We start from the raw sequence: 21,714 nt of genomic DNA, 5'->3' as shown, positions 1-21,714 counted from the left end.
AGCTATTCCACCGTCCGGGTCAGGTCGATCTTCAGTGCATAGGCCCCGCCTTCCAGCTTGGCCGTTACCGGGTACCCCCCCCCTTCAAAGACCTTGAGCATGGCCCGGTTGGAGGTCAGCACATCGGCGGTCATGGTCATGCAGCCCCTTTCCTTGGCCAGTCTGGCCAGCATCTGATAGAGAAACGAGGCAATTCCCCGGCCCTGGTATGCCTCATCCACGACAAAGGCGATATCCACAAAAGGCTTGTCCGGGTACTTTGCGATTCTGGCTTCGGCAATGATGGTCCGGTGTTCCGGTTCCCCCACCAGCCCCACCACGGAGAGGACATCCTTGTAATCCACATTGACATAGGCCTGCATCTTGGCATGGGGCATGGTCTTTATGGGGCTGAAGTAGCGGTAGTAAATGGCCTTGTCTGAAAACCGGTAAAAGAGCCGCCTCATCTGATCTTCGTCCGAAGGGCGGATGGCCCTGAAGTGGACCAGGAGATCATTCTTAAAAGATTGCTGGGTGGCGATATCCGAAGGGTAGAGATTGGCGCTGCCGGCCAGGAATATCTGATCTTTGTAAAGCAGGTTGGCTTTTTTCCCCCCTTCCACCAGATCCGCCCGGTCCTCGGGATGGGCGATTTCGATGAGGGCCTGGGCCCTTTCCCGCAGGGTCCTGCCCCGAAGATGGGCCACCCCCTGTTCCGTGACCACCATGTCCACGGATTCGGGCAGGCTGAGCAGTTCCGGGGAATCTGCCAGGGAGAGCCTGACATTGGGATGTCCGTCCCGGTTCCGGCTGGGAAGGACCACCATGGTATATCCGCCCCTGGAGATTTCAGCTCCGTTGAGAAAGTCGGCGATTTGCCCGGGGCCGGCCGCCACGCTCACCGACTGCCGGTGGAGGGCCACCCGGCCGGACAGGTCCAGGCGCCGGACCGGAAGAATCATGACAAATCTCTTGTTCCGGCCGATTTCCATGGGGCTGAATACCTTTTCCACGGTCTGGAATTCCACCATGGGATTTTTATCCAGCCACCGCATGAGTTCCTTTGATCCCAGGGCGTAAGAGGTCAGGGACCGGCCCCGGAACATGCCCTTTTCCCGGTTGGTAACGGCCCCGCTCTTGACCAGCTCCATGAGGGCATCGGTGAAAAAGGGGGTGTGGATCCCCAGATCCCGTTTGCGGGAAAGGTATTTGGGAAGGGCTTCAAATACGGGACCAAAGGTAAAGGCCAGGCATGATCCGTTGTCGATAATGGAGGAGATATTTTCCGCCAGCCGGTCGAATATGGGCGCCACCGGATACCGGGGATAGTAAAAGGGAGGGTCCTTGGCCTCCACAATCATGTCAAAGGCATCCATGTGAACAAAGGTGTCCCCCAGGGTAAAGGGGATCTCCTCATTGATTTCCCCCACCACAAGGCCGGCCAGGGCCATGGCCCGCCGGGCCACATCCACGCCCACCCCCAGGCTGCAGTATCCCGACTCGTTGGGAGGGGTGATCTGGACAAAGGCCACGTCCACCGGGATCTGCCCCTCTTTGAGCAGGAAGGGAATGGCGGAGAACCGGGAGGGAATCATGTCGGCCCGGCCCTGGGTGATGGCCCGGGCTGAAACCCAGCCGGAAAAAAAGGTCCGAAGGCGGTACCGGTGGGATTCCAGGGCCTCAAAGGAGATGGCGTCTCCAAAGCTGAGGAGCTGGATCAGGGTCAGGTCTTCCAAACGGTGTCCCTGGGCCGTCATCAGGGCCTTGACCAGGGTCCTGGGCTCTGCCGTACCCGTGCCGATAAAGATATGCATGCCGGGCTCGATTTTTTTCAGCACCTCATCCGTGGATACGGTTTTCTGCTTCCAGGCCGGACTTTTTTTCTTGAACATGGGAAGGCCTTTACTCTTTTATCTTTATGAAAAATTGATTGTACACCAGGGTGAGCATCAGGGCCAGAAGAATGGATGCCACACCGATGAATACGTTGTAATAGGGGGCTGCGGTCAGGGAAATCCGGATGAGCAGGGTGGCCAGGGCATATCCGGAATTCCGAAACACGGCCGGGAATTCGGGCAGAAAACACTGGGCCGTCAGCACCAGCAGGATATCCGAAAAAATCAGCACCGTGTAAAAATAGTTGAAAAAGGGGAATACATGGCCGCCGGACAAAAATAAAAATCCGTTATAAAGGGCCATGCCCAGGAAGACCGTCAGCATGGCCAGGGCCACGCTTTTCTTGGCCGCAATAAAACGGGTCAGGGAGGGGCCCGGTTTCAGGGTCTCGTCCAGGTTCCCCAGGAGCCGGGAATAGAGCCCCAGGAAACCGAATATGACAATGGCCCCGAATCCATAGGACAGGATATGCCAGAGCACCTCGTGGTGGCCGGACAGGGAAATGGGCTCGGGCAGGTAGACCAGTTCCTTGAACGCGCTTCGTAAAAAAATCAGGGCCAGGATTTCAAACTGCTTGCCCAGGGCCTTGGACATGGAACTGGGCAGGGTAAAGATAAGGCTGATGACCTCCAGGATCAAAACCAGCATAAAGGCCAGGTTGATGGCCATGTAATGGGTCCGGGGCAGTTTGGCGCTAAAGGGTTCGGGCACCAGTCCCTGGCGGTTGAGTTCAATGATGCCCAGGGCCAGGAGAAAGATCAGTACCAGGGCACCGGACACGAGCTTGTGGGTGTCCTCCCTTTTCCAGAATCCATGGAGGGGATCGTAAACCCGGGTAAAAAGATTCAGGACAATATCCATTATTTTTTTCTCAGTTTTTCGATGTTCTCCCGGGCAAAATCAAGGGTCGGATCAAGTTCAAGGGCGGACTCATAGTACTTGATGGCGGTATCGATCTGTCCCAGCTCCCGGTAACTGGATCCGATATTGGCATAGTTGATGCCCAGGGAGGGATCCACCTTGATGGCCTTTTCAAAGCAGATGATGGCCCTGTCATATACTTTGTCCATGAAATGGCAGGCCCCCATGGTATTGAGGAGATCCGGCCGCTGGGGATCGATTTCAAGGCCTTTCTCGCAGATCTTAACGGCCCGGCTATACTGGCCCAGGTCCTTGAGGCAGGCACCCATGTGGGAGCAGATGTCCGGCAGGTTCAGCCGGGCCGGTTCCCGGTCCATGGCGGCCTGGAATTCGGTCAGGGCGCTTTCTCCGTCATATAAGGCATTGTGCATGAGTCCCTTGTAAAAACTGGTATAGTATCTGCCCCCAAGGGCGTTCTCCAGTTCATCCAGCCGGGCCAGGGCCTGGACCGGATCCAGGGTCTCGGTGATGAGCCGGGCCAGGAACATGCCCACACTGGCGTTGACGGCCCGCTCCCTGAAATGGGCTCCGGGCATGATATTGTAGAAGGCCGGGACCTGCAACCCCTGGTGCATGGTGGAGATGGACAGGATATGGAATTCCCTTTGTTCAAGGGTCTGGACCAGGTTTTCCACCTCGATCCGGATATTGTCCGAGGAAAGATCGGGCAGATCCTGGATATTGACCATGGATTTTGGCCGCGTGATAAACTCTGCATCCTTGATATCCGTGAACTTGGGCAGGCCCGAAGCCACGTAATTGGATCCGGTGTTGAAATCCCCTGCCAGCTGGGCCGTTTCCGTGAGAGCCCGGCTCATGGCTTTCTGGGGATCCGGGGCCGTTCCTGCGGTCCAGACGATTTCACTGGTCTTGGGAAAGGTGGAAGGATCCCAGGCCAGGACCCCCACCGTGGGAATGCCCGTATCCAGGGAAAAATCACTGGCATGGACCTGGATGCCCTGGTCCTTGTATTTTTTCAGCATTTCCTTTACCAGGGGATCGGTAAAGGAGGAAAGACGGATGCCCGGCACCTCAAGACTTCCATGGCTGACAAGGGAAGAGGTATGGCGTTCCACCAGTTCGCAGATCCCCTGGATCAGGGCCTCTTCCGTACAGTTTCCGGCAGAGGGCCCGTTGAATTCATTGATCATGTAGAACCAGTCAAAGGGAATGAGGACCTCTTCCCGGGTGGTCAGGTTATAGCCTTGGGTCCACTTGAGGCGCAGTTTGTCATAGATGGGTTTGGCATTGAGCCCGTCTTCGGGGGTGTCATGGACGGATCGGATGATCTGCTCATAGGGCAGGGCTCGGTCTCCCAGTTCTTCGGGTGTGGCATAAAAAAAGTTTTCTTCCTTGTCGGCAAAGGAGAAAAAACTGAATCTCTCGGCCAGTTCCATGACGGCGCTGGCTTCGGACTGGGCCGGGGTTCCGCCCTTGCCCATCTGCTTGCTGGTCCGGGTGATCCTTTTGGCATCTTCCCCGCATTCACTGAAAAACACGGGAATACCCAGGCGGCCGTTGTCTATCCGCCGGGTCCGGCTGAGAATATCCAGATCCAGTTTTGCCAGCCTTTCCCTGAATCTTTCCACGGTCTCTTCCGGAGAGATGATCTTATCCTGGTCATAGGTATAGCCTTTGCCGGCATCCTTGAGTTCGATTTTATAGGTCATATTTTCTGCCTTTATATGAAAAAGCGGGAGCCTTCGGAATCCTTCACAAGCGGCTGCATCCTCTTTTACAATGGGGGTTGTAATTTATCTATCATAATTGCATATACAAACATAGATCCGGGCATCATTCCCGGGCCAAAAAGACAATCATAATACCACCTTCATCCCCTTTTGAAAACCGGCAATGGGGAAAGAAGATGTGTCGAAATATAACATGTGCTATCGAAATATCATCTTTTTCCGGTATTGAAAAGAAAAGGGTTGAGCCGGGGGGAGAAAAAAATCTGCATTAAAAATCCTTTGATTCACAAAGGGTTACAAAAAGAAAATCAATTTTGATCCCTCGATTTTTCAAGTGAGCATGGTTTTTGCTCAATATGCTTGTAAAGGAAAAAGATGAATGGGCTAAAGGAGGACATATGATGAATACACAGATTTTACAGCGGATTGGCTTGAATCTTCTTATTACGGTAGCGGTGGTTTTCATGTGGGCATGCCCCGGGGCTGCCGGAGAAATAGACAGATCCTTTAATTTTAAGGTTAACTTCTGTATTCTTCCTTTGTTAGAAGCCCTGGATCCCGGGAAAATGTCCATTTCATACAATGGCCTTTCCAGGGGCAGGAACCTTCCCATGGCCCGCAGCCAGTCAGACGGCTCCCTTCAAAAGACAGATCTGGGGATCCTGTTGCAGGATCAGATGGCAGGGGGAGGGCTTACCGGCCTTGACCAGCGCCTGGGGAGAATGGCTGATTTTGTCCTGCGCTATATCCGACCGGCGGCGGCCCAGGCCGGTGAGGAAGAAATCCAATGGCAGAAAAGCAAGCCTGCTGCGGCCAGCCGGCCCATGAGAAAAGATATGCTTCTTGAATTTGAGGCCAAGGGCTCGGACGTGAGCGGTGCCATCCTTTTTACCATGCCGATCTGATTATGAATGAATAGACCCGACCCGGCAGGAGAAGGGAAGGGGCGTTCCGCCCATCCCAACCCCCAGTCCTGACCGGTTGAAAATCGGAAAATCCCTTGATTTTTCCGTCCCGAAACCCCGGGTATTTACGCCGGGAAAGCCCCATTCCCTCCATCTGCCTGATTCGCCCGATTTGCCGTTTTCTTAATCGGCCACACTTACGAGTTATGTCTGCGATACGCGCACCTAAATAATACCAGGGGTGTTGCCTGTGGTTAAAGCTGGACCATGCTCTGGTTTCCAGAATATAAACCATGTGAAAATGAGATTTTTAATAATTCGGCAAAACCGGGCAGCGGACGGGGCAGGGCGTTCCGCTAAATCTCCTGCTCCCGTCCTGGGATCAGGAGAAGCGAAGATGCCCGGCTCTTTGTCGTCCTGACGCCCTGGCCATCTACGCCGCTCCAGCCCCGCCCCGCCCGCTGCCTGATCCGCCCGGTCAAACCGATCCTTTAAACCTTTACGGCCATTTGTTTAATTTTATCTTTGGAAACATCTTGCAATAAATCGGTAAATACGCTTAATCTCCAATTAACCTGAATCTTGGTTGTTTGCACAGCCACCAGATCTTGTGATTGGACAGTTTCTTTCAGAAAAAACGATCAATCATACCGGTACCTTTTCAGATTCAGACTTTCAGCAAATGAAGTTCAACCCCAGGCAAGCAATTCTTGTGGAGAATCATATACAAGGAAGAACCTGCTTAGTCCGAATTTACCGTCCAGTCATTGTAAATGCTTTGGGACTTTTGCCCGTCCACTTTTTAAAAGCATGATTAAACGCACTCTGGTCTGAATATCCAAGCATAAATGCCACCTCGCATACGGAAACATCCGGATCGGCAAGCTGGTCAATGGCAATTTTTTTTCGAACAGTTTGAACAAGTCCTCGGAAGTTTGTGTTTTCGTTTTTAAGCTTTTCCTGAAGAGAGCGTTTGCTGAGTGCAAGCTCACGGGCGATGGTATCAATCAGCGGTGCGCAGCCTTTAAATACAGCCTCGCTAATTAATCCGGCGACCCGGCCTGACCATTTATTTCCCTGAGAAACGGCTTGTCCCATCTGTACCGCATACCTTTCCATCAGATTTAATAATGCAGGATCTGCAAGTTCTATGACAATGTCCAAATCCCGGCTCTCAATCACCAGTTCGTCCCTGTCTGCCAGGAAGTGGATTGGTGCATTAAAGTAACTTTCATATCCGGCCTTGTCATTTACCCGTTTGGGACCCTGGTGGATGAAATTGACCGAGACAGGACGGATACGACCTTGTGAAAGCCTGGTCAAGACAGAATAGCAGGTACACAAAAATGCTTCTGATAGATAGGGTAGGTGGTGAGAACCAAGTACGGAAAAATCCCATGACAGGAGTAAAAAATCTTCCTTGTTTAGAAATACAGGCTGAATTTTTTCAGCCATGATCCGATGGTGCCGAACCAAAAGATCCAGGGCTATGCCAATATTTGGGCTATTCTGCATAAGAGAAAACAGAATGCTGTTGCTTGGAAAATAGTGGACAGACTGTTTACCCAGATTTAAACCGGGACAGCTATCTTTGCTTGTCTCAGCGATTTTAAACCAAACATTTGCAAATTTGCTTGCCAGAATGCTGGCTGCACCATTGTTTAGTGCTTTGGAATCAAACCCATGCTTTTGGGCCACCTTATCAAACACCACACCCCTGGATTCAGCATAGGCCTGCAGCATTTTGACTAACCCGACTGACACCTTGAAATCCTTAAAAACTGGCATATCTGACTCCCACAAAAAATTGATTTTTCATCATGAACCGAATTTGCGCAAAATATCAACTCTTTTTCGCAGATCGACAAGACCGTCCCGTCCAATCCGGATATATTCAAGCATCGTTTCGACGAACAATACAAACCACTACAAAGGAGAGAATCATGAATAGCTCAAAAAAAATACAAAGAATGAAAATATTCTGCTGGATCGGGGTTGCTGTCGATGCCCTGTGGGTCTTGGCCCTGGTATGGCCTAAACTGTTCACCGTTTTGACAGGAAACACTGCCATGGCAGATGATCTGCCTGTGCGTCTGATTGCAGGGATTGCAGCATCCATGATGGCCGGCTGGACTGTACTTCTGGCCTGGGCTGCCCAAAATCCTGTTGAACGGAGAGCAGTCATGCTTTTTACGGCCATTCCAGTTATTACAGGTTTGTTCTGTGTTTCTTTGATCGGCAATATTTACGGGCAGGGCGGGAAGGTCGTCTGGGTCCTTGTTAAGACTGCTGGGTTATTTGCCGCCATGCTGTGGGGCTATTTCACAGCCAATAAAATAGCAAAGGAGGATGTCCATGAAATCCATAATTAATATCACCGTCCGCGGATACCATATAGACCAATTTGGCCATGTCAATCATGGCAGGTATGTTGAACTGCTGGAAGAAGCTCGCTGGTGTTACTTGGAAGAGAAGAACCTGTTTGAGCCCATCCATGAGATTGGATTAATTCACGTTGTTTCAAGGCTTGAAATCGATTACAGACATCCTGCAAGGGTTAACGACACCTTGCGCTTTGAAACAAAGGTGACCGGTCGTACTGATTTCGAATTTCTGATGAACCAGGATATATTTCTTAAATCCTCGGAGAAACTCGTTATCCATGCCAGGATATTCAATGTATTTGTGGATCAACATGGGAAAGCCAAAACAATAGACCACCAGATTCTTGACCTTTGGCCCGATCTTGCAAACGCAGAAAAAATCAGCCATTTTTGAGATGGGGAAAAGCGAGCTTTATGTCTTCCATGAGAAGGCAAGTCAAGTGTTCGATTCACGAACCTCATCTTTTTGGGTGTTCAGATAACCACTCCCGGTTAGCGGAAGTGGAAGCCAGTCCCTGAGAATGGGCACCACAAACACTGCCCGTCGGAAGGGATTGGCTTCCGCTGGAGCGGGTATTTAACTCCCCATTTTCATAAACCCATACCGCCACGCTTCCATTCGCACTCTTATTGAGGTTTGCCTTTACCTCGGTGCATGTTAAGATCCGCCGGCAGGAGCTGCAATCTATTAGGCGCACTCGTTTTTCGTTATCGGCAGATAACCGGTGCAAGACATAAGCCGCAGTCTCCTGGACAGGGCGTCAGGGTCGTCTTTCATTTATGCCGTGCAGACGGCTGCACTTTTATAAAAAGGGTTGTATGGCTTTTCACCAACCCATAACTGGTGGAGTAGTACCGCTATTTTTCTTGCCACAGCAACAGCAGCACGCTTTTTTGCATTTTTGCCACCTCTTGCAGCAATTGATACGCCATATTTCCTAAGATCACTGTCAGGACCAAAAGGACCAATGATATAATGTCCACAACTAACCAGTAATGCTCTCAAGTAGGAATTACCGGCTTTGCTGATCCTCAATTGTTTATCGCATTTCCCAGACTGATCTCGCTTTGGTGTTAACCCTATATACGCTCCTAACTGTCTACTTTTGGGGAACCGATAGGGATCATCTATTGTCAAAACATAAGCCAAAGCAGTAACAGGGCCAACGCCGGGAACTTGAAGAAGCTTGTGGGTTTCTGGGTACTTTTCGCACAACTTCCTGATCTGACGATTCAATTCTTTGATTTTTATAGTCAGGTGGTCAACAGTTAAAATTAACGGCTCAATAGAGTCTTTTAGCTCCTTGGGTATATGCTCCGGTGCCCTTTTGGAAAAACTGCCCGTACTGCATTTGGGTATCCGGTAACCGCAAGTTTTTGAAACACTTCTAATATGAGTGATAAGTCGAACCCTATTTCTTACCAACGCATCCCTCGCTTTGATTACACCCAAATCTGCATAAGCCTGTCTGTCTCGATGTTTAATCGGTCATAAAAGCCTTGGTTCAACCCGGCATACCATCGCCAGTATTCTGGCATCCCGTTTATCTGATTTCTCGTAGCTATCCCAAATAATTCTTAGTTTTCTGGGATTACCAACATAAACAGTGCAACCGATTTCGTTAAGCAGTCTGCTTATCCAGGGGGAATGAGTACCAGCCTCTATAGCAACGGTGGGGCTTTTATAACGGGAAAAAAATTTTCTAAGAGAATTTTCTGTATTCCGGATACTCCCCATTTCTATTTCTTCTCCGGTTTTATCTAAAACCACAACTATGTGGCTCTGGTCCCCCAGATCCATTCCAATTGTAATGTTATTCTTTTCCATGGCTGCCCCCCCCCCCTTTTTTTGCTAAATTTATCTTAACCGTGAAATTATACCACGGTGGGCTCCAGCCTTCTCATCCTATCTATCATTGATCACGTATGTGGATCAGAGTGCGCCCATGGACTTATATCATTAGTGCTTAGGCGATTATAGATCACCAAAAGTCGATTTTGGCCCCCCTAAAGGAAGGAGTATGTTCTATAATTGATTCTTGGCTTTTCAAAGCAGGCATAATATGTAGATGCGCCACGAGGGCGTAGGATACCAGCGGATGAAAGTTCCGTCCGGGAAATTGTCGGTTCATCCCGGTAGCTACCCAGACAGCGGGACAGGGAGACTTTCCTGCTGAAGCTCTGGGGACAAATGTAAGCCTTTAGGGCTGCAGCAACCTGGCAGGCCGTAACGCGAGTGAACCCTGAGCAGGCCCCGAAAGGAAAGTTGTGGATGCCGACCCACCCTATATTTGGGGAAGGCCGAGGCAGAACAGGGATGTAACCGATCCACCTGTTCTGATTCACCGGGGTAATGGGGACAGCATGTCAGGAAGGTATTTTAGGTAACGTGGGAGACCCGTCCCGGATGCGGAGTCGCGATCCGTAACAATCAGATAGTGCGTTGGTCCGGGCGGGAGGGGTGGACGAATGGTTGGCAGGTATGAGCGGCAAACTGGATTCTTCTTCAACCTCAAAAATTCCGCCCTGCTTTGATACAATGACTTCCAGATCTTTCCCTTCGGCTGTTTCCAGCTCGATCTCTGTTACAGGCAGCCCCTGCCATGTATCTTCAAGCTGTTCCGTGATCCGGGAACCCGGATAAGCCGATTCAATGATATCGTCAATATTCACCCCGGGTGATCCTGCAATGACAGGCACCGGCATAAACAACGCTGAACCCGATATCAGCATAAAAAAACGCTGTTGCAAAAAAGTACAAGTAGTGTTGATTTCATAATCTTTCTCCCGTTGGTATCATAATTGGTGACTTGTGGGCATTCCGGCTGAAAACCGGCTGCAACTCATCCGTTTTTGAAATTTTGAAACGAGATTACCAGGTGCCGTGTGAAATAAATGTTGAAAAAAAAATGAAATTTTCGTGAAATAATGAGTTCGTTGATGCCGGTCCCGGGAGCCTGTGACGATCCCCGGCATGTCCTTGGTTCTTTCATCACATATTTCACGTTTTTTTCACGCTTTTTTTACTTTTTTTTCAACAGTGCGGCCTTATAGTGACAATGACTTTTGGACAGGGGCTGTCTGTGGCAAACATGGATATTAACGAACAAATGACATATATATCAGGGTATGGAGGAAACTGTGTATGAGAACATCAAAATCGCAACAGCCCCTTCGTATCCTGCTTGTGGAAGATGATCAGGGGATCGTGGAAAACATTTCAGACTATTTTGAAGCCCGGGGCCATGTGCTTGACTTTGCGTTGAACGGCATTGCCGGGCTGCATCTGGCCCTGACCGAAAGTTATGATGTAATGATTCTTGATATCATGCTCCCGGGAATGGACGGGCTGACCCTTTGCAGGGAACTTAGGACAACCGCTACAAACGCAATCCCCATTCTCATGCTCACGGCCCGGGATACGCTGTCCGACAAGGTCCAGGGTTTTGAATCCGGGACCGATGACTACCTGGTAAAGCCTTTTGCGCTCGAGGAGCTGGAACTTAGATGTTATGCCCTGATCAGGCGGAATGCCAATGCAAAGAAAACCGTTTTCCAGGTGGCAGACCTGGAAGTAGATACGGCCACCCGCAAAGTCCGACGTTCGGGAAAACAGATTGAACTGAATCGTGCCTGCTTTTCCATCCTGGAGATGCTCATAAAGGCCTGCCCCCATGTTGTCTTGCGCAACGATATGGAATATGCCCTGTGGAAAGATATGCCGCCTGGCAGCGATGCCCTGAGAAGCCACATGTATATGCTGAGAAAAAAAATCGATAAACCCTTTTCCTTTGCCTTGATCCATACGGTGCACGGGGTTGGATACAAGCTGGAGGTACCCGATGAAATACAGGTATAGCCTGCGCAACAGAATTGTCATTGCCTTTGGCCTGTTCGGGTTGTTTCTGGCCATGACATTCTGGTTTTTTATAGACAGTTCCATGGGACTTGTGGAGGATGCGGTCTTTAGAAACCGGCTGAAAAACGAAATCAGCTATTATCTTGAACAGGCAAAGGCTGACCCGGAATGTCCTTTGCCATCTTCACGGTATATCAACGCTTATCTTGATTTTGACAGCATGCCCAAAGCCTATAAAAATATGGCGACAGGGCTGTCGGAAGGATTTTATGAGACCGACGGACCGGGCGCTGTCAAAGGGCCGGGGAATCTGCACCTGGGGATAAAAAAAATCCCGGGAAAAGGGGAGCTTTATCTGTTCTATGATGTAGGAACCCTGAAGGTGGAAGAAAAATACGAATCCATTGTGAGCCTGGGCCTGTTTGCCAGCTCCCTGCTTGTGGCAGCCATTGGTGCAGGCCTTGGGGCGGCTGTGGCCGGAAAAATCATTGAACCGGTGACAGAACTGACAACGATTATTTCGCAAAGTGATCCCGACCACCTGCCGGTCGAACTGGGTTCCGCCTTTGCCCGGGATGAAATCGGTTTTCTGGCCAAAAACCTGGAGCAAAGCATGAAACGAATCAGGGAATTTATAGAACGGGAAAAGACATTTACCCGGGATGCCAGCCATGAACTTAGAAACCCGCTCACCGTCATAAAGGGGGCTGTGGAACTGATATCCCAAATGCCTGAATACCGGAATGCCGCACTTCAAAGGCCTTTGAAACGGATCGAAAAATCTGTTGCTAAAATGACCGTGACCATTGAGACCTTTCTTATGCTGGCCAGGGAGGATACGGCCTTGCAGGCAGGGCAGTCTTGTGACGTTGAATCCCTTGCCAGAACAGCCTTTAATGAACACCGGGACCAGTTTGAAAACCCGCTTGTTGAAACCCGGTATAAGGCAGATGCCCATCCCAGGGCCAATGCACCTGCCGCGGTGTTCAGAATTGTACTTGATAATCTGTTACGAAATGCATTCTATTACACCCCCGGGGGCAGGATATGCCTGACCGTGGGCCAGGATCATATCCGGGTGAGCAATTCCGGGGCCGCCGGTGCCCGGCCGGCAACGCCCGGCAAATGGGAAAAACATCCTAAAGGCCATGGATTCGGCCTTAACATTGTCAAGCAGCTTTGTGAACGCTTTGGCTGGCATCTGGAAATATCGTCCGGACCCGGCCAGGACAACTGCGTTATTTTAACATTTTGAACAATACAAAAAACAGGACTCCAAAGGAGGCGACATGATAATGACGCAAAAAATCAGAATTGAAAGAATCAGAATCGGTATATCCAGGGTTTATGTTGCCATGATAGTTGCTTTGATCAGTATGACGGAAAGTTATTGGAGCACCTCGTTTCCTCCGTTGACCTCGGCCATGATCATCACGGCTATTGTACTGGTGATCACCGCCTCGGTGGGCCGATTGTGGTGTTCCCTTTATATTGCCGGATACAAAACAAACCACCTTGTCACCCAGGGCCCCTATTCCATGTGCAGAAATCCCTTATATTTTTTCAGCTTCTTAGGCGCCGTGGGCGTGGGGCTTGCCACGGAAACTTTTTTGATTCCGGTACTGATTATAACGGCATTTGCAGTATATTACCCTTTGGTGATCAAGGATGAGGAGCAGGACCTGAAAAGACGCCATAAAGAAAGCTTTGAACAATATGAGAAACAGGTGCCAAGATTTTTCCCTAAACTTTCCCTGCTAAGGGAACCTGCAAGTTATCAGGTCAATCCCGTGATATTCAAAAACCATATCTTTGATGTGATCTGGTTCGGTTTCAGCATGGGCATCCTGGAAATTATCGAAGAGTGCCACCGGTTGGATCTTTTTCCTTCCATATTAAAGATTTATTAGTTCCGGTCTAAACCCTCCACCAAAGGTGGAGGGTTTAGACCGGAACTAACCAAAACATGCTGACGGACAAGCCGCAGATGTTCGCGTTAAAATCCCTGATCCTTACAAATTTTGAGGAATTGGAAACCCCACATTATGTCTATCAAAGCTCAGATTTTCAATTTTAGCTCCACCACTACATCTGGGGGTTGCCACTTCCCGATGAGAATTCAAGTCTATACTTTATTTTCCTGACAGTCCGAAAAAACCAAAATTCAAGTTTTTTATATCAGCTTGAATTTTCCTTGAAAAACAGGCTTGCTAAATTCTCAAAAGTAAGGCTAATCTCCAATGCAATTGATTCCAGCACCCGGTCCATATCAAATTTTGATATGGATTGTACCGGATTTCCGGATTTCGTTTAGGGGCATTTATTAATCCTGGTTTCGGCTCCATTGATGGATATAGAAGAGAAAATAGCAAAAAAGATAATATCACTGCAATACGGCAGAGATTTCTCTGTTTTTGCCGTATGCGGAGCTGCCGATCTCGGCAAATCGCATCTGTCTGCAGAGATAGCGAAAATACTTGGCACATTGGGGGTAAGTGCGGATTATCTATCTCTTGATTCATATCTGATCAATAGATCAATCCGCATTAAAAAAGGCATCAGTGGTTACCAGCCGGAGGCATACGATCTTTTGGCTGCGGAAAAAGATATAATCAAATTCAAGAAAGGGCAGCCCATAACCGTTTCCCCTTATTGTCATTCAACAGGGGAAAGGGTTCCAGAGGAAAAAGTCATTGACTCCTGCAATTGCCTCATCCTTGAAGGATTGCATTCAATGCATGGAATACTGATGCCGTACATTTTATTTTCGCTATTCATCCATACCGACGAAGATCAATTGATTAAAATTAGACGGAAGGCCGATATCTCAAAAAGGAAACAATCTCCATATTTTTCAAAAAAAATTGGAGCGGAAGAGTTTAAAAAATACAAAGAATTTGTAGAACCATACAAGGCAAAGGCAAATTGGCTTCTGTTTCTTGAAGAAAAATGGAACTATCTTATTCAACGACCTTCGAAAAATTAGATAGCCGGATTTTTCCTGGTCTCTGATACATTCTCAACCAGCCGCATATCCGTCCCATGCCTGGGATCATTTAAAGATCCACCCGGCGGGTTCACTTCGACCGGTTTCTTACAGGCTGATGACGGCGGCATCGCAGGAAAGATTGATAAACTCCGCTGCCGTGGCCATGCGGGCTCCCTCAATCAGGTCTTCTTCCTTTATCTGCCGGGCATTGGCGCAGGGGGTGCAGACCAGGATAGGGACCTCATGAGCCTGGAGATAGGCCAGAAGATCATCTGCCACATCACCGGTGGCGGCCCGGACATGGGTGATAATGCCCTCCTTGGCCAGATAAACCCCTTCATCCAGCAGAAAAAGACATGTGTTTTTCCCTTCCTTATGGGCGATGGTGGCCAGGTGGATGGCCCGGGTGGCGCGGTTGGTATCATTTGTTCCGCAGGATAGTGCAATTACGACATTGTTGGTCATGGTTCGCTCCCCTTGCTAAAATTAAATCAGATTCCCTTGTTGATAATATCCTCTTTGTGGAGCAGGCGTTCCTGAATTCCCCTGGAGATTTTCCAGTCTTTTTCAAAATCGTCCCAGAAATCCTTGTCTTCCTCTTTCCAGTTCTTTCCGAATCTCAGATTGAAATGATCTCCGAGCTTTTCAAAGAGCATCTTCCAGGTGGGCTTCCCGTCGTTCCGGGCTCCCAGAAGATCGTTGATCAGGGTGTCCAGATCGCTTAAATGTTCCTTGGAAAGATAGGAAATGGCCCCTTTTTGTATGGAGGTCATCAGGGATTCGGGGTTCATGGAATTGGCCGTGAGCATGATGGCCGGGATATCCCGTTTGACGCATTCCTCCAGCAGGGTCATTCCGTTTACGCCCATGATATCGAGGACGGCCAGGTCATACCGGGTCTGGAGGATTTTTTCCGAGGCGGTTTCATAATCCTGGGCCACGTCAACCTCTGCCTCGCTGAGCATCTCACCAATGGTTTCGATGACGTCCCATTCATCATCCACTGCCAGTATGTGCTTGCCTTTAAGAAAAGATCGGGTCTCAGCCATGTCATCCCCCCAGTCACTCTTTATGGATTATCATAAATCTGCTTCCTCTTATGATTTGTAATTTTTTAATGGTATCCTGTCAATATTTATCCTATTTCATTGGATCCAAGGTTTCCAGGGGGAAGGGGCTGAATTTTTTGGATCAAACAAAGAATTGACATCAAACCGGACCGGGGGTATGAATCCCTGCAAAGATAAAGAAAAGGAGTGAACATGAATAAAACAGCCAGGGATTATATTGTATTTCCGCTGGACGTGGCTTCGGCCGGGGAGGCTGAAGAACTGGTCAGGCTCCTGGACGGGCATGTGGGGATGTTCAAGATCGGGTTGGAGCTCTTCATCGACCAGGGGCCTTCGGTGATAAGAATGGTCAGGGACCTGAGCCGGGCCGGGATCTTCCTGGATCTCAAGCTCCATGACATCTCGGCCACCGTGGGCCGGGCCATGGAGAGGGTGGCCGGTCTGGGGGTGGACCTGGTGACGGTCCATGCCGGGGGGTCCTTCCAGATGCTGGAGGCGGCCGTACAGGGAGGCATGGGCAAAACCGGGGTTCTGGGCGTGACCCTGCTCACGGACAATGATTCAGAATCGGTGGAGGCCGCGGGCTTTAAAGAAGAGTTTATCCGGGAACCCCGGAAACTGGTGGAACTTCGGGCCCGGATGGCCCGCAGGGCAGGGTGTGCCGGTGTGGTCTGCTCGGGAAGGGAAGCCCGGATGATCAAACAGGAATTCGGAAAGGATTTCCTTTGCGTCACCCCCGGGATCCGTCCCCAGTGGAGTCTGCTGGAAAAGGATGATCAGAAACGGGTGACCACCCCGGCCCGGGCCGTGTCCGTGGGCAGTGACCTGCTGGTCATCGGCAGGCCCATCCGGGATGCAGATGATCCTGCCGGGGCTGCCCAAAAGGTGATTGCCGAGATCCAAGAGGCTTTGTCAAAGGCCTAATCCGAAACCGCTTCCTCCTTCTTGTCCAGGCCGAAGGCCGTGTGCAGGGTCCGTACGGCCAGTTCAGCATATTTTTCCAGGATCACGCAGGAGATCCGGATCTCCGAGGTGGAGATCAGACGGATATTGATGTTTTCCGAGGCCAGGGCCTTGAACATGACCGCGGCCACGCCCGAGTGACTCTTCATGCCCAGCCCGATCACCGATACCTTGGCGATTTCCATGGCGGTCAGGACCTCTTCCCCCCCGATCTCCCTTACGACTCTTTCGGATATTTCCCGGGCCCTTTCAAAATCATCCTTGGGCACGGTAAAGGTCAGGTCGGTTTCCCCGCCGGAGCGGGTGTTCTGGATGATCATATCCACCATGATCTCGGCATCGGCCAGGGGGCCGAATACCTTGGCTGAGATTCCGGGCTGGTCCGGCACCCGCTTCAGGGTGATCCGGGCTTCGTTCATATCGCATGTAATGCCTGATACTACCGCACTTTCCATATCAGAGCTTTCATTGATTACCATTGTTCCTTCCTCCTCATTGAATGATGATCTGACATGTACGGGCACGTTGAATTTTTTGGCAAATTCCACGGATCGTATCTGAAGTACCTTGGCCCCCAGGACGGCCATTTCAAGCATCTCCTCATAGGATATCCTTGAGATTTTCTGGGCCCTGGAACAGATCCTCGGATCTGTGGTATAGACCCCGTCAACATCTGTGAAGATTTCACAGACATCCGCGTTCAGGGAGGAGGCAATGGCAACGGCAGAGGTGTCCGAGCCCCCCCGGCCCAGGGTGGTGATGTCTCCGTCATCATCTGCGCCCTGGAATCCCGCAACCACGCAGATATTCCCCTTTTCCAGGGCCGCTTTTATCTTTTTGCAGTCAATGTCCAAAATTCTTGCCTTGCCCGGGGTATTGTCCGTGTGGATGCCGGCCTGGAACCCGAGAAAGGATCTGGCTGAAAATCCCCTGGATTTGAGAATCATGGCCAGCAGGGCCGCCGTGGTCTGTTCCCCCGTGGCCAGCAGGACATCCAGCTCTCTTTTGTCCGGCCGGTCCGCGGCCTGGCTGGCAAGGGAAATCAACTTGTCTGTCACTCCTGCCATGGCCGAGAGCACGACCACCACCTGATCACCGGCTTCATGGGCTTTCTGAACCCTGTCGGCGACCCTGGAGATGCGATGGATATCCGCAACAGAGGTGCCGCCGTATTTTTGCACTCTTAAAGGCATAGTCACTCCGGAAATGGGTTTCATTCATAAAATCAACCTGCTTAGCAGATTTCTTCCCCTCTGTCCAGACCCGAACAGGGAAATGATCCGGTTATAATCCGGGTCAAATTCAAACCGGATCTCAAGGTCAAAGGGGAAATCGGTTTCCTGCAGAAATCCCGGCCATTCCACGGCAATGACTGCCTCCTGGTCCAGGATATCCTCAAACCCCAGATAATCCAGTTCATCGGGAGAGCCCAGGCGGTAGAGATCCAGATGGCAGAGCCTGAAGGGATCCGCCGGATATTCATTGATGATATTGTAGCTGGGGCTGGTCACGTAGTACTCTTTTCCCACCCCGAGCCCGGCTGCCATACCCTGGACCAGGGTGGTCTTCCCGGCCCCCAGATCTCCTGACAGGGCAATGGCCAAAGGCTCGGTCACGGCCTTGGCCAGGGCCCGGCCCAGGTCCCGGGTCTCTTTATCGGTTTTGGAGATCAGGCTTGGCATGGCAATTCTTCGTGGATGGCCGAGGGGATGGTTTGGACCAGGTCCGAGGCCAGGAATCCGAATTCCCCCCTGGTTTTGGCAAGGATATCTCCGGCAAGACCGTGGAGATAGACCCCGGCCAAGGCGGCATCTTCCAGGGAAAATCCCTGGGCTGCGAATCCGGCGATCATCCCGGTGAGAACGTCTCCCATTCCCCCCGAGGCCATGCCCGGATTTCCCGTGGGATTGATAAAGACCCGGCCGTCGGGCAGGGCGATGAGGGTCTGGGCCCCCTTGAGAACCAGGATGACCTGATACTCCTTTGCAAACTTTCCGGCCATGCCCGGACGGTCTTCCTGGATCCGGGCCGGGGTCGTGGCGCCAAGCCTTGCCATCTCCCCCGGGTGGGGGGTGAGAACCACCGGGGCCCGGGCAGACTTGAGGATGTCCGGGCGGTCTGCGATGCTGTTGAGCCCGTCCGCATCGATGACCATGGGAATCTCAATCTCTTTTATGAGCTCACAAACCAGTTTTTTTGTCTCTTCATGGGTTCCGATTCCAGGTCCCAGGGCCAGGGCCTGGCGCCCGTCCGCCAGGCCGAGGACCGCTTTTTTCGCGGCCAGGGACAAACTGCCTTTTTTTGTTTCGGCCAGGGGGAAGGTCATGGGCTCAATGACCTGGGGCTCCAGGACCGAATTAAGGCTTTGGGGAAGGCCCAGGGTGACCAGGCCGGCCCCGCTTCTCATGGCGGCATTGGCGCACAGGGCCGCAGCCCCGGTTTTGCCCGGGGAACCGGCCAGGACCAGTACATGGCCGAAACTGCCCTTGTGGCTGTCAAATGGCCGGGGGGGAAACAGAGGGGTTATATCCCCGGCCTGGACCAGGTTGAGGCGGATATCTTCCTTGGCCGCCACAAATCCGGGGATACCGATGTCGATGATTTCAAGATCCCCTGTGTATTCATTGCCCGGATAGAGAAAGTGGCCGGCCTTGGCATGGGCAAAGGTGGCCGTGGCAGAGGCTCTTACAGCAATACCCAGGGGCCGGCCCGTATCTGAATTGAGACCTGAAGGGATGTCCACACTGAACACGGGCCGGCCCGTATGGTTGATCATCTGGATCACATCCCTGAAAAATCCCCTGACCTCGGAGTTGAGGCCGGTGCCGAAGATGGCGTCGACAAAGATATCCTGGTGCAGGAATCGAGCCCTGTTTTTTTCAAGGGTATCTGAATCCGGGATTTCGATTATTTTTGAATTTTTGTGATGGCTCAGGAATTCTTTTGCCAGAAGACAGTTGGCCCTGGCATCTCCCTTTACCCTGTCCCGGGTGGACAGCAGGAACAGGGTGACCGGAATCCCCATGTCCATGAGATACCGGGCAATGACAAATCCGTCTCCCCCGTTGTTTCCCCGGCCCGCCACCACGCAGACCCGTGTGGATTCATCCGGGTCAAACCTTCGGACCAGCATGTCAAAGGCCCCTTTTCCGGCATTTTCCATGAGCACCTGGCCGGGAAGACCAAGACTGTTGATGGTGAAGCTGTCCATGTTCTGCATCTGGCTGGCTGTTACAAGAAGCATGTGTTTCTCCTGTTTTGATTCATGGCCTGTATCTATCGTATGATGGAAAACCCCAGTCTGATAATCTCTTCTTTTTCCGTATAATCGATCAGGCGTTCTGCATATCCGTTAAAATACTGGAGATGAAGAAAAAAATTAAACCGGTCTCCCAGGATCTTTGTCAAAGGATAGCTCAGGTCTGCCTGGAAACTGGGGCCTTTTTCCGCCCAGCAGGTGCGGGTATCCAGGACAAAGCTGTCCGGGTTTCCCAGGGCCAGGCCGAGACCTGCGTATCCCCGGTAATCGGCCAGATCCGGGTTATTCTCTTCATTATCAATATAGGTCCATACCCGTGGCGCAAACTTCATGTAAAGGTGGTTTCCAAGGCTGAGGGCCATGACGGGCTCAATATAGACTGTATTGGTGCTCCTGGAGATACTCCCGCCCTGGCCGTTGGATTCGTGCCTGGCACCGATCTTCATGCCAAAGCCTTTGACCCGGGACAGGCCCAGATCAATTTTAGGGAAGAGATAGAACAATTCAGGCTTGTAACTGGTGTCGTCAAAGGGTTTTGAATTTGAATTCAGATCCCAGTATGAGGTCTGGGTATAGGCCAGGTAAAAATCATCCAGCCATGAAAAAAGCCTGTTTTCATCGGATGAATCAAAAAGCCGGTATTTGAAGCTGAGCTGGAACTTGCTTTTTTCTATACCCGGATCGGCTCCCAATAGGAAATAGGTGGGTTCATAGGAGGACAGGTGTTTTATAAAGGGCTGGAATATCGATTCCCGGGCATCCAGGGCAATCTGTCCCTCGTATTCTTCCAGGGGCAAAGGCCGGGCCCGGAACCAGACTTTTCCTGCATCTGCCCCCTCCAGGGCCAGGGTGATATTCCCGTCCATATCCTGGGGCAGAAGAAAAGAATACTCATATTTTGCATAGGCATTGGCCGGGATACTGACCGGCTCTTCCAGAGGATGATCCCGGATCACGGCTTCCAGGGTCAGGTCTTTTTTCAGCCGGGTCAGTTTTATCTTTATCCGGTTGAACTCCCGGGTGGTCAGGACATCCCTGCCGGGATTGTGGATAAAGAGGGTGAAACCCGTTCCTTGTCCGGCCCTGACCTCTCCCTGGGGGGGAACAATAAACATCCTCAGTGGCTGTGCCCACACCCGGGGACAGAGGGAAAAGACCAGGCCGGCTATCAGCAGGATGATGCGAATTCTTCTGCCTCGGATGTTCATGCCTGACCTTCCATGACCTGCCTGTGCCGGAAACAGGAGGTGAGGTGATCGTTGACCATGCCCGTGGCCTGCATATGGGCATAGATAATGGTGGATCCGGTAAACTTGAATCCCCTCTGTTTCAGGTCCTTGGAAAAGGCATCCGATTCTTTGGATGTGGCCGGGACCTGGTCAGGGCTCTGCCAACCATTCTGGATCGGCCGGCCCTCCACAAATCTCCATGCGTACCGGTCAAAGGAACCGAACTCCTCCTGAATATCGAGAAAAGCCCGGGCATTGGTCACGGCGGCGTTGATTTTCAGTTTGTTCCGGATGATCCCGGGATCCTGGAGCAGGCCCTCTATCTTTTTGGGAGTGAACCGGGCCACTTTTTCAGGATCAAATCCGGCAAAGGCTTTTTCGTATCCCCGGCGGCGCTTGAGGATGGTCAGCCAGGAGAGTCCGGCCTGGGCCCCTTCCAGGATAAGAAATTCAAAGAGCTTTTGATCCCCATGGACCGGAACCCCCCATTCTTTGTCATGGTACTCCATATAGAGCGGGTCGTTCAAACACCATCCGCATCTTTTTATTTCAGAATTTTTCATTTTCTT

The 21,714-nt window shown here is 51.1% G+C and carries 22 protein-coding genes; 8 read left to right on the top strand and 14 right to left on the bottom strand.

Annotated features, from left to right (window positions below):
- Window positions 1–2: 2 nt before the first annotated feature.
- The 3 genes from F608_RS0102940 to F608_RS0102930 are packed head-to-tail and all read right to left on the bottom strand — an operon-like array spanning window position 3 to window position 4,466.
- Entirely contained in the window at window positions 3–1,871 is a 1,869-nt protein-coding gene (locus tag F608_RS0102940; RefSeq protein ID WP_022664117.1) for a bifunctional acetyl-CoA hydrolase/transferase family protein/GNAT family N-acetyltransferase, read from the bottom strand.
- Window positions 1,872–1,881: 10 nt separating this feature from the next.
- The gene (locus F608_RS0102935) at window positions 1,882–2,736 is read right to left on the bottom strand and encodes a hypothetical protein (RefSeq protein WP_022664116.1); all 855 of its coding nucleotides are present in this window, start codon (window positions 2,734–2,736) and stop codon (window positions 1,882–1,884) included.
- On the bottom strand, window positions 2,736–4,466 hold the full coding sequence (locus F608_RS0102930) for a YcaO-like family protein (protein WP_022664115.1): 1,731 nt from the start codon (window positions 4,464–4,466) through the stop codon (window positions 2,736–2,738). The genes F608_RS0102935 and F608_RS0102930 overlap by 1 nt, the downstream gene beginning before the upstream one ends.
- Window positions 4,467–4,885: 419 nt before the next feature.
- On the opposite strand from F608_RS0102930, the gene F608_RS0102925 reads away from it, so the two are divergent.
- Entirely contained in the window at window positions 4,886–5,392 is a 507-nt protein-coding gene (locus F608_RS0102925; protein WP_022664114.1) for a hypothetical protein, read from the top strand.
- Window positions 5,393–6,145: 753 nt separating this feature from the next.
- Here F608_RS0102925 and F608_RS0102915 read toward each other — a convergent pair.
- Window positions 6,146–7,180 carry a helix-turn-helix domain-containing protein gene (locus F608_RS0102915; RefSeq protein ID WP_027362412.1) on the bottom strand — a complete coding sequence of 345 codons (1,035 nt, stop codon included), beginning with the start codon at window positions 7,178–7,180 and terminating at the stop codon, window positions 6,146–6,148.
- 155 nt (window positions 7,181–7,335) lie between these two features.
- On the opposite strand from F608_RS0102915, the gene F608_RS0102910 reads away from it, so the two are divergent.
- On the top strand, window positions 7,336–7,764 hold the full coding sequence (locus F608_RS0102910) for a hypothetical protein (RefSeq protein WP_153307438.1): 429 nt from the start codon (window positions 7,336–7,338) through the stop codon (window positions 7,762–7,764).
- Window positions 7,748–8,170, top strand: coding sequence for an acyl-CoA thioesterase (locus tag F608_RS30490; RefSeq protein ID WP_022664110.1), 423 nt, complete (start codon window positions 7,748–7,750; stop codon window positions 8,168–8,170). The genes F608_RS0102910 and F608_RS30490 overlap by 17 nt, the downstream gene beginning before the upstream one ends.
- Window positions 8,171–8,554: 384 nt before the next feature.
- Here the strand turns inward: F608_RS30490 and F608_RS36805 are convergent, their stop codons facing one another.
- From F608_RS36805 to F608_RS0102895, 3 genes are all read right to left on the bottom strand, one after another.
- Window positions 8,555–9,229 carry an IS110 family RNA-guided transposase gene (locus F608_RS36805; protein ID WP_244154233.1) on the bottom strand — a complete coding sequence of 225 codons (675 nt, stop codon included), beginning with the start codon at window positions 9,227–9,229 and terminating at the stop codon, window positions 8,555–8,557.
- Window positions 9,230–9,265: 36 nt separating this feature from the next.
- On the bottom strand, window positions 9,266–9,604 hold the full coding sequence (locus tag F608_RS36800) for an IS110 family transposase (RefSeq protein WP_244154232.1): 339 nt from the start codon (window positions 9,602–9,604) through the stop codon (window positions 9,266–9,268).
- A gap of 539 nt (window positions 9,605–10,143) precedes the next feature.
- Window positions 10,144–10,449 (bottom strand): hypothetical protein, encoded by a 306-nt coding sequence (locus tag F608_RS0102895; RefSeq protein WP_153307437.1) that lies wholly within the window; start codon window positions 10,447–10,449, stop codon window positions 10,144–10,146.
- Between the two features lie 472 nt (window positions 10,450–10,921).
- On the opposite strand from F608_RS0102895, the gene F608_RS0102885 reads away from it, so the two are divergent.
- The 4 genes from F608_RS0102885 (at window position 10,922) to F608_RS0102865 (ending at window position 14,621) form a co-directional block, all read left to right on the top strand.
- Window positions 10,922–11,635 (top strand): response regulator transcription factor, encoded by a 714-nt coding sequence (locus tag F608_RS0102885; protein WP_022664107.1) that lies wholly within the window; start codon window positions 10,922–10,924, stop codon window positions 11,633–11,635.
- Window positions 11,619–12,890, top strand: coding sequence for a sensor histidine kinase (locus F608_RS0102880; RefSeq protein WP_022664106.1), 1,272 nt, complete (start codon window positions 11,619–11,621; stop codon window positions 12,888–12,890). The genes F608_RS0102885 and F608_RS0102880 overlap by 17 nt, the downstream gene beginning before the upstream one ends.
- A gap of 40 nt (window positions 12,891–12,930) precedes the next feature.
- Window positions 12,931–13,545 (top strand): methyltransferase family protein, encoded by a 615-nt coding sequence (locus tag F608_RS0102875; RefSeq protein WP_033398192.1) that lies wholly within the window; start codon window positions 12,931–12,933, stop codon window positions 13,543–13,545.
- Window positions 13,546–13,982: 437 nt separating this feature from the next.
- The gene (locus F608_RS0102865; protein ID WP_022664103.1) at window positions 13,983–14,621 is read left to right on the top strand and encodes a uridine kinase family protein; all 639 of its coding nucleotides are present in this window, start codon (window positions 13,983–13,985) and stop codon (window positions 14,619–14,621) included.
- A gap of 108 nt (window positions 14,622–14,729) precedes the next feature.
- On the opposite strand, the gene F608_RS0102860 is transcribed toward F608_RS0102865, so the two are convergent.
- Window positions 14,730–15,089, bottom strand: a complete 360-nt coding sequence (locus F608_RS0102860) for a DsrE family protein (protein WP_022664102.1) — start codon at window positions 15,087–15,089, stop codon at window positions 14,730–14,732.
- A 26-nt stretch (window positions 15,090–15,115) separates the two neighbouring features.
- Window positions 15,116–15,673, bottom strand: coding sequence for a response regulator (locus F608_RS0102855; RefSeq protein ID WP_022664101.1), 558 nt, complete (start codon window positions 15,671–15,673; stop codon window positions 15,116–15,118).
- Between the two features lie 213 nt (window positions 15,674–15,886).
- On the opposite strand from F608_RS0102855, the gene pyrF reads away from it, so the two are divergent.
- Window positions 15,887–16,618 (top strand): orotidine-5'-phosphate decarboxylase, encoded by a 732-nt coding sequence (gene pyrF, locus F608_RS0102850; protein ID WP_022664100.1) that lies wholly within the window; start codon window positions 15,887–15,889, stop codon window positions 16,616–16,618.
- Here pyrF and F608_RS0102845 read toward each other — a convergent pair.
- Genes F608_RS0102845 through F608_RS0102825 form a run of 5 tightly spaced genes read right to left on the bottom strand, consistent with a single transcriptional unit; the run spans window position 16,615 to window position 21,708 of the window.
- A complete protein-coding gene (locus tag F608_RS0102845) occupies window positions 16,615–17,850 on the bottom strand; it encodes an aspartate kinase (RefSeq protein ID WP_022664099.1) in 1,236 nt (411 codons plus the stop codon). The genes pyrF and F608_RS0102845 overlap by 4 nt on opposite strands.
- 24 nt (window positions 17,851–17,874) lie before the next feature.
- The gene (gene tsaE, locus F608_RS0102840) at window positions 17,875–18,339 is read right to left on the bottom strand and encodes a tRNA (adenosine(37)-N6)-threonylcarbamoyltransferase complex ATPase subunit type 1 TsaE (protein WP_022664098.1); all 465 of its coding nucleotides are present in this window, start codon (window positions 18,337–18,339) and stop codon (window positions 17,875–17,877) included.
- A complete protein-coding gene (locus F608_RS0102835; RefSeq protein WP_022664097.1) occupies window positions 18,327–19,901 on the bottom strand; it encodes a bifunctional ADP-dependent NAD(P)H-hydrate dehydratase/NAD(P)H-hydrate epimerase in 1,575 nt (524 codons plus the stop codon). Before F608_RS0102835 ends, tsaE begins: the two co-directional genes overlap by 13 nt.
- A gap of 32 nt (window positions 19,902–19,933) precedes the next feature.
- Complete coding sequence (locus tag F608_RS34330) at window positions 19,934–21,124, bottom strand: phospholipase A (RefSeq protein WP_022664096.1); 1,191 nt, start codon at window positions 21,122–21,124, stop codon at window positions 19,934–19,936.
- Window positions 21,121–21,708 carry a DNA-3-methyladenine glycosylase I gene (locus F608_RS0102825; RefSeq protein WP_022664095.1) on the bottom strand — a complete coding sequence of 196 codons (588 nt, stop codon included), beginning with the start codon at window positions 21,706–21,708 and terminating at the stop codon, window positions 21,121–21,123. The genes F608_RS34330 and F608_RS0102825 overlap by 4 nt, the downstream gene beginning before the upstream one ends.
- Between the last annotated feature and the right edge of the window lie 6 nt (window positions 21,709–21,714).

Origin of the sequence: Desulfospira joergensenii DSM 10085 (assembly GCF_000420085.1) — a bacterium.
GTDB lineage: Bacteria > Desulfobacterota > Desulfobacteria > Desulfobacterales > Desulfobacteraceae > Desulfospira > Desulfospira joergensenii.
This window is presented reverse-complemented; position numbering and strand designations above follow the sequence as displayed.

Bases quoted from the DNA above. Each gene is read 5' to 3' on its own strand.
- F608_RS0102940 (WP_022664117.1), bottom strand. From the start codon at position 1,871: ATGTTCAAGAAAAAAAGTCCGGCCTGGAAGCAGAAAACCGTATCCACG.
- F608_RS0102935 (WP_022664116.1), bottom strand. From the start codon at position 2,736: ATGGATATTGTCCTGAATCTTTTTACCCGGGTTTACGATCCCCTCCAT.
- F608_RS0102930 (WP_022664115.1), bottom strand. From the start codon at position 4,466: ATGACCTATAAAATCGAACTCAAGGATGCCGGCAAAGGCTATACCTAT.
- F608_RS0102925 (WP_022664114.1), top strand. From the start codon at position 4,886: ATGATGAATACACAGATTTTACAGCGGATTGGCTTGAATCTTCTTATT.
- F608_RS0102915 (WP_027362412.1), bottom strand. From the start codon at position 7,180: ATGCCAGTTTTTAAGGATTTCAAGGTGTCAGTCGGGTTAGTCAAAATG.
- F608_RS0102910 (WP_153307438.1), top strand. From the start codon at position 7,336: ATGAATAGCTCAAAAAAAATACAAAGAATGAAAATATTCTGCTGGATC.
- F608_RS30490 (WP_022664110.1), top strand. From the start codon at position 7,748: ATGAAATCCATAATTAATATCACCGTCCGCGGATACCATATAGACCAA.
- F608_RS36800 (WP_244154232.1), bottom strand. From the start codon at position 9,604: ATGGAAAAGAATAACATTACAATTGGAATGGATCTGGGGGACCAGAGC.
- F608_RS0102885 (WP_022664107.1), top strand. From the start codon at position 10,922: ATGAGAACATCAAAATCGCAACAGCCCCTTCGTATCCTGCTTGTGGAA.
- F608_RS0102880 (WP_022664106.1), top strand. From the start codon at position 11,619: ATGAAATACAGGTATAGCCTGCGCAACAGAATTGTCATTGCCTTTGGC.
- F608_RS0102875 (WP_033398192.1), top strand. From the start codon at position 12,931: ATGACGCAAAAAATCAGAATTGAAAGAATCAGAATCGGTATATCCAGG.
- F608_RS0102865 (WP_022664103.1), top strand. From the start codon at position 13,983: ATGGATATAGAAGAGAAAATAGCAAAAAAGATAATATCACTGCAATAC.
- F608_RS0102860 (WP_022664102.1), bottom strand. From the start codon at position 15,089: ATGACCAACAATGTCGTAATTGCACTATCCTGCGGAACAAATGATACC.
- F608_RS0102855 (WP_022664101.1), bottom strand. From the start codon at position 15,673: ATGGCTGAGACCCGATCTTTTCTTAAAGGCAAGCACATACTGGCAGTG.
- pyrF (WP_022664100.1), top strand. From the start codon at position 15,887: ATGAATAAAACAGCCAGGGATTATATTGTATTTCCGCTGGACGTGGCT.
- F608_RS0102845 (WP_022664099.1), bottom strand. From the start codon at position 17,850: ATGCCTTTAAGAGTGCAAAAATACGGCGGCACCTCTGTTGCGGATATC.
- tsaE (WP_022664098.1), bottom strand. From the start codon at position 18,339: ATGCCAAGCCTGATCTCCAAAACCGATAAAGAGACCCGGGACCTGGGC.
- F608_RS0102835 (WP_022664097.1), bottom strand. From the start codon at position 19,901: ATGCTTCTTGTAACAGCCAGCCAGATGCAGAACATGGACAGCTTCACC.
- F608_RS34330 (WP_022664096.1), bottom strand. From the start codon at position 21,124: ATGAACATCCGAGGCAGAAGAATTCGCATCATCCTGCTGATAGCCGGC.
- F608_RS0102825 (WP_022664095.1), bottom strand. From the start codon at position 21,708: ATGAAAAATTCTGAAATAAAAAGATGCGGATGGTGTTTGAACGACCCG.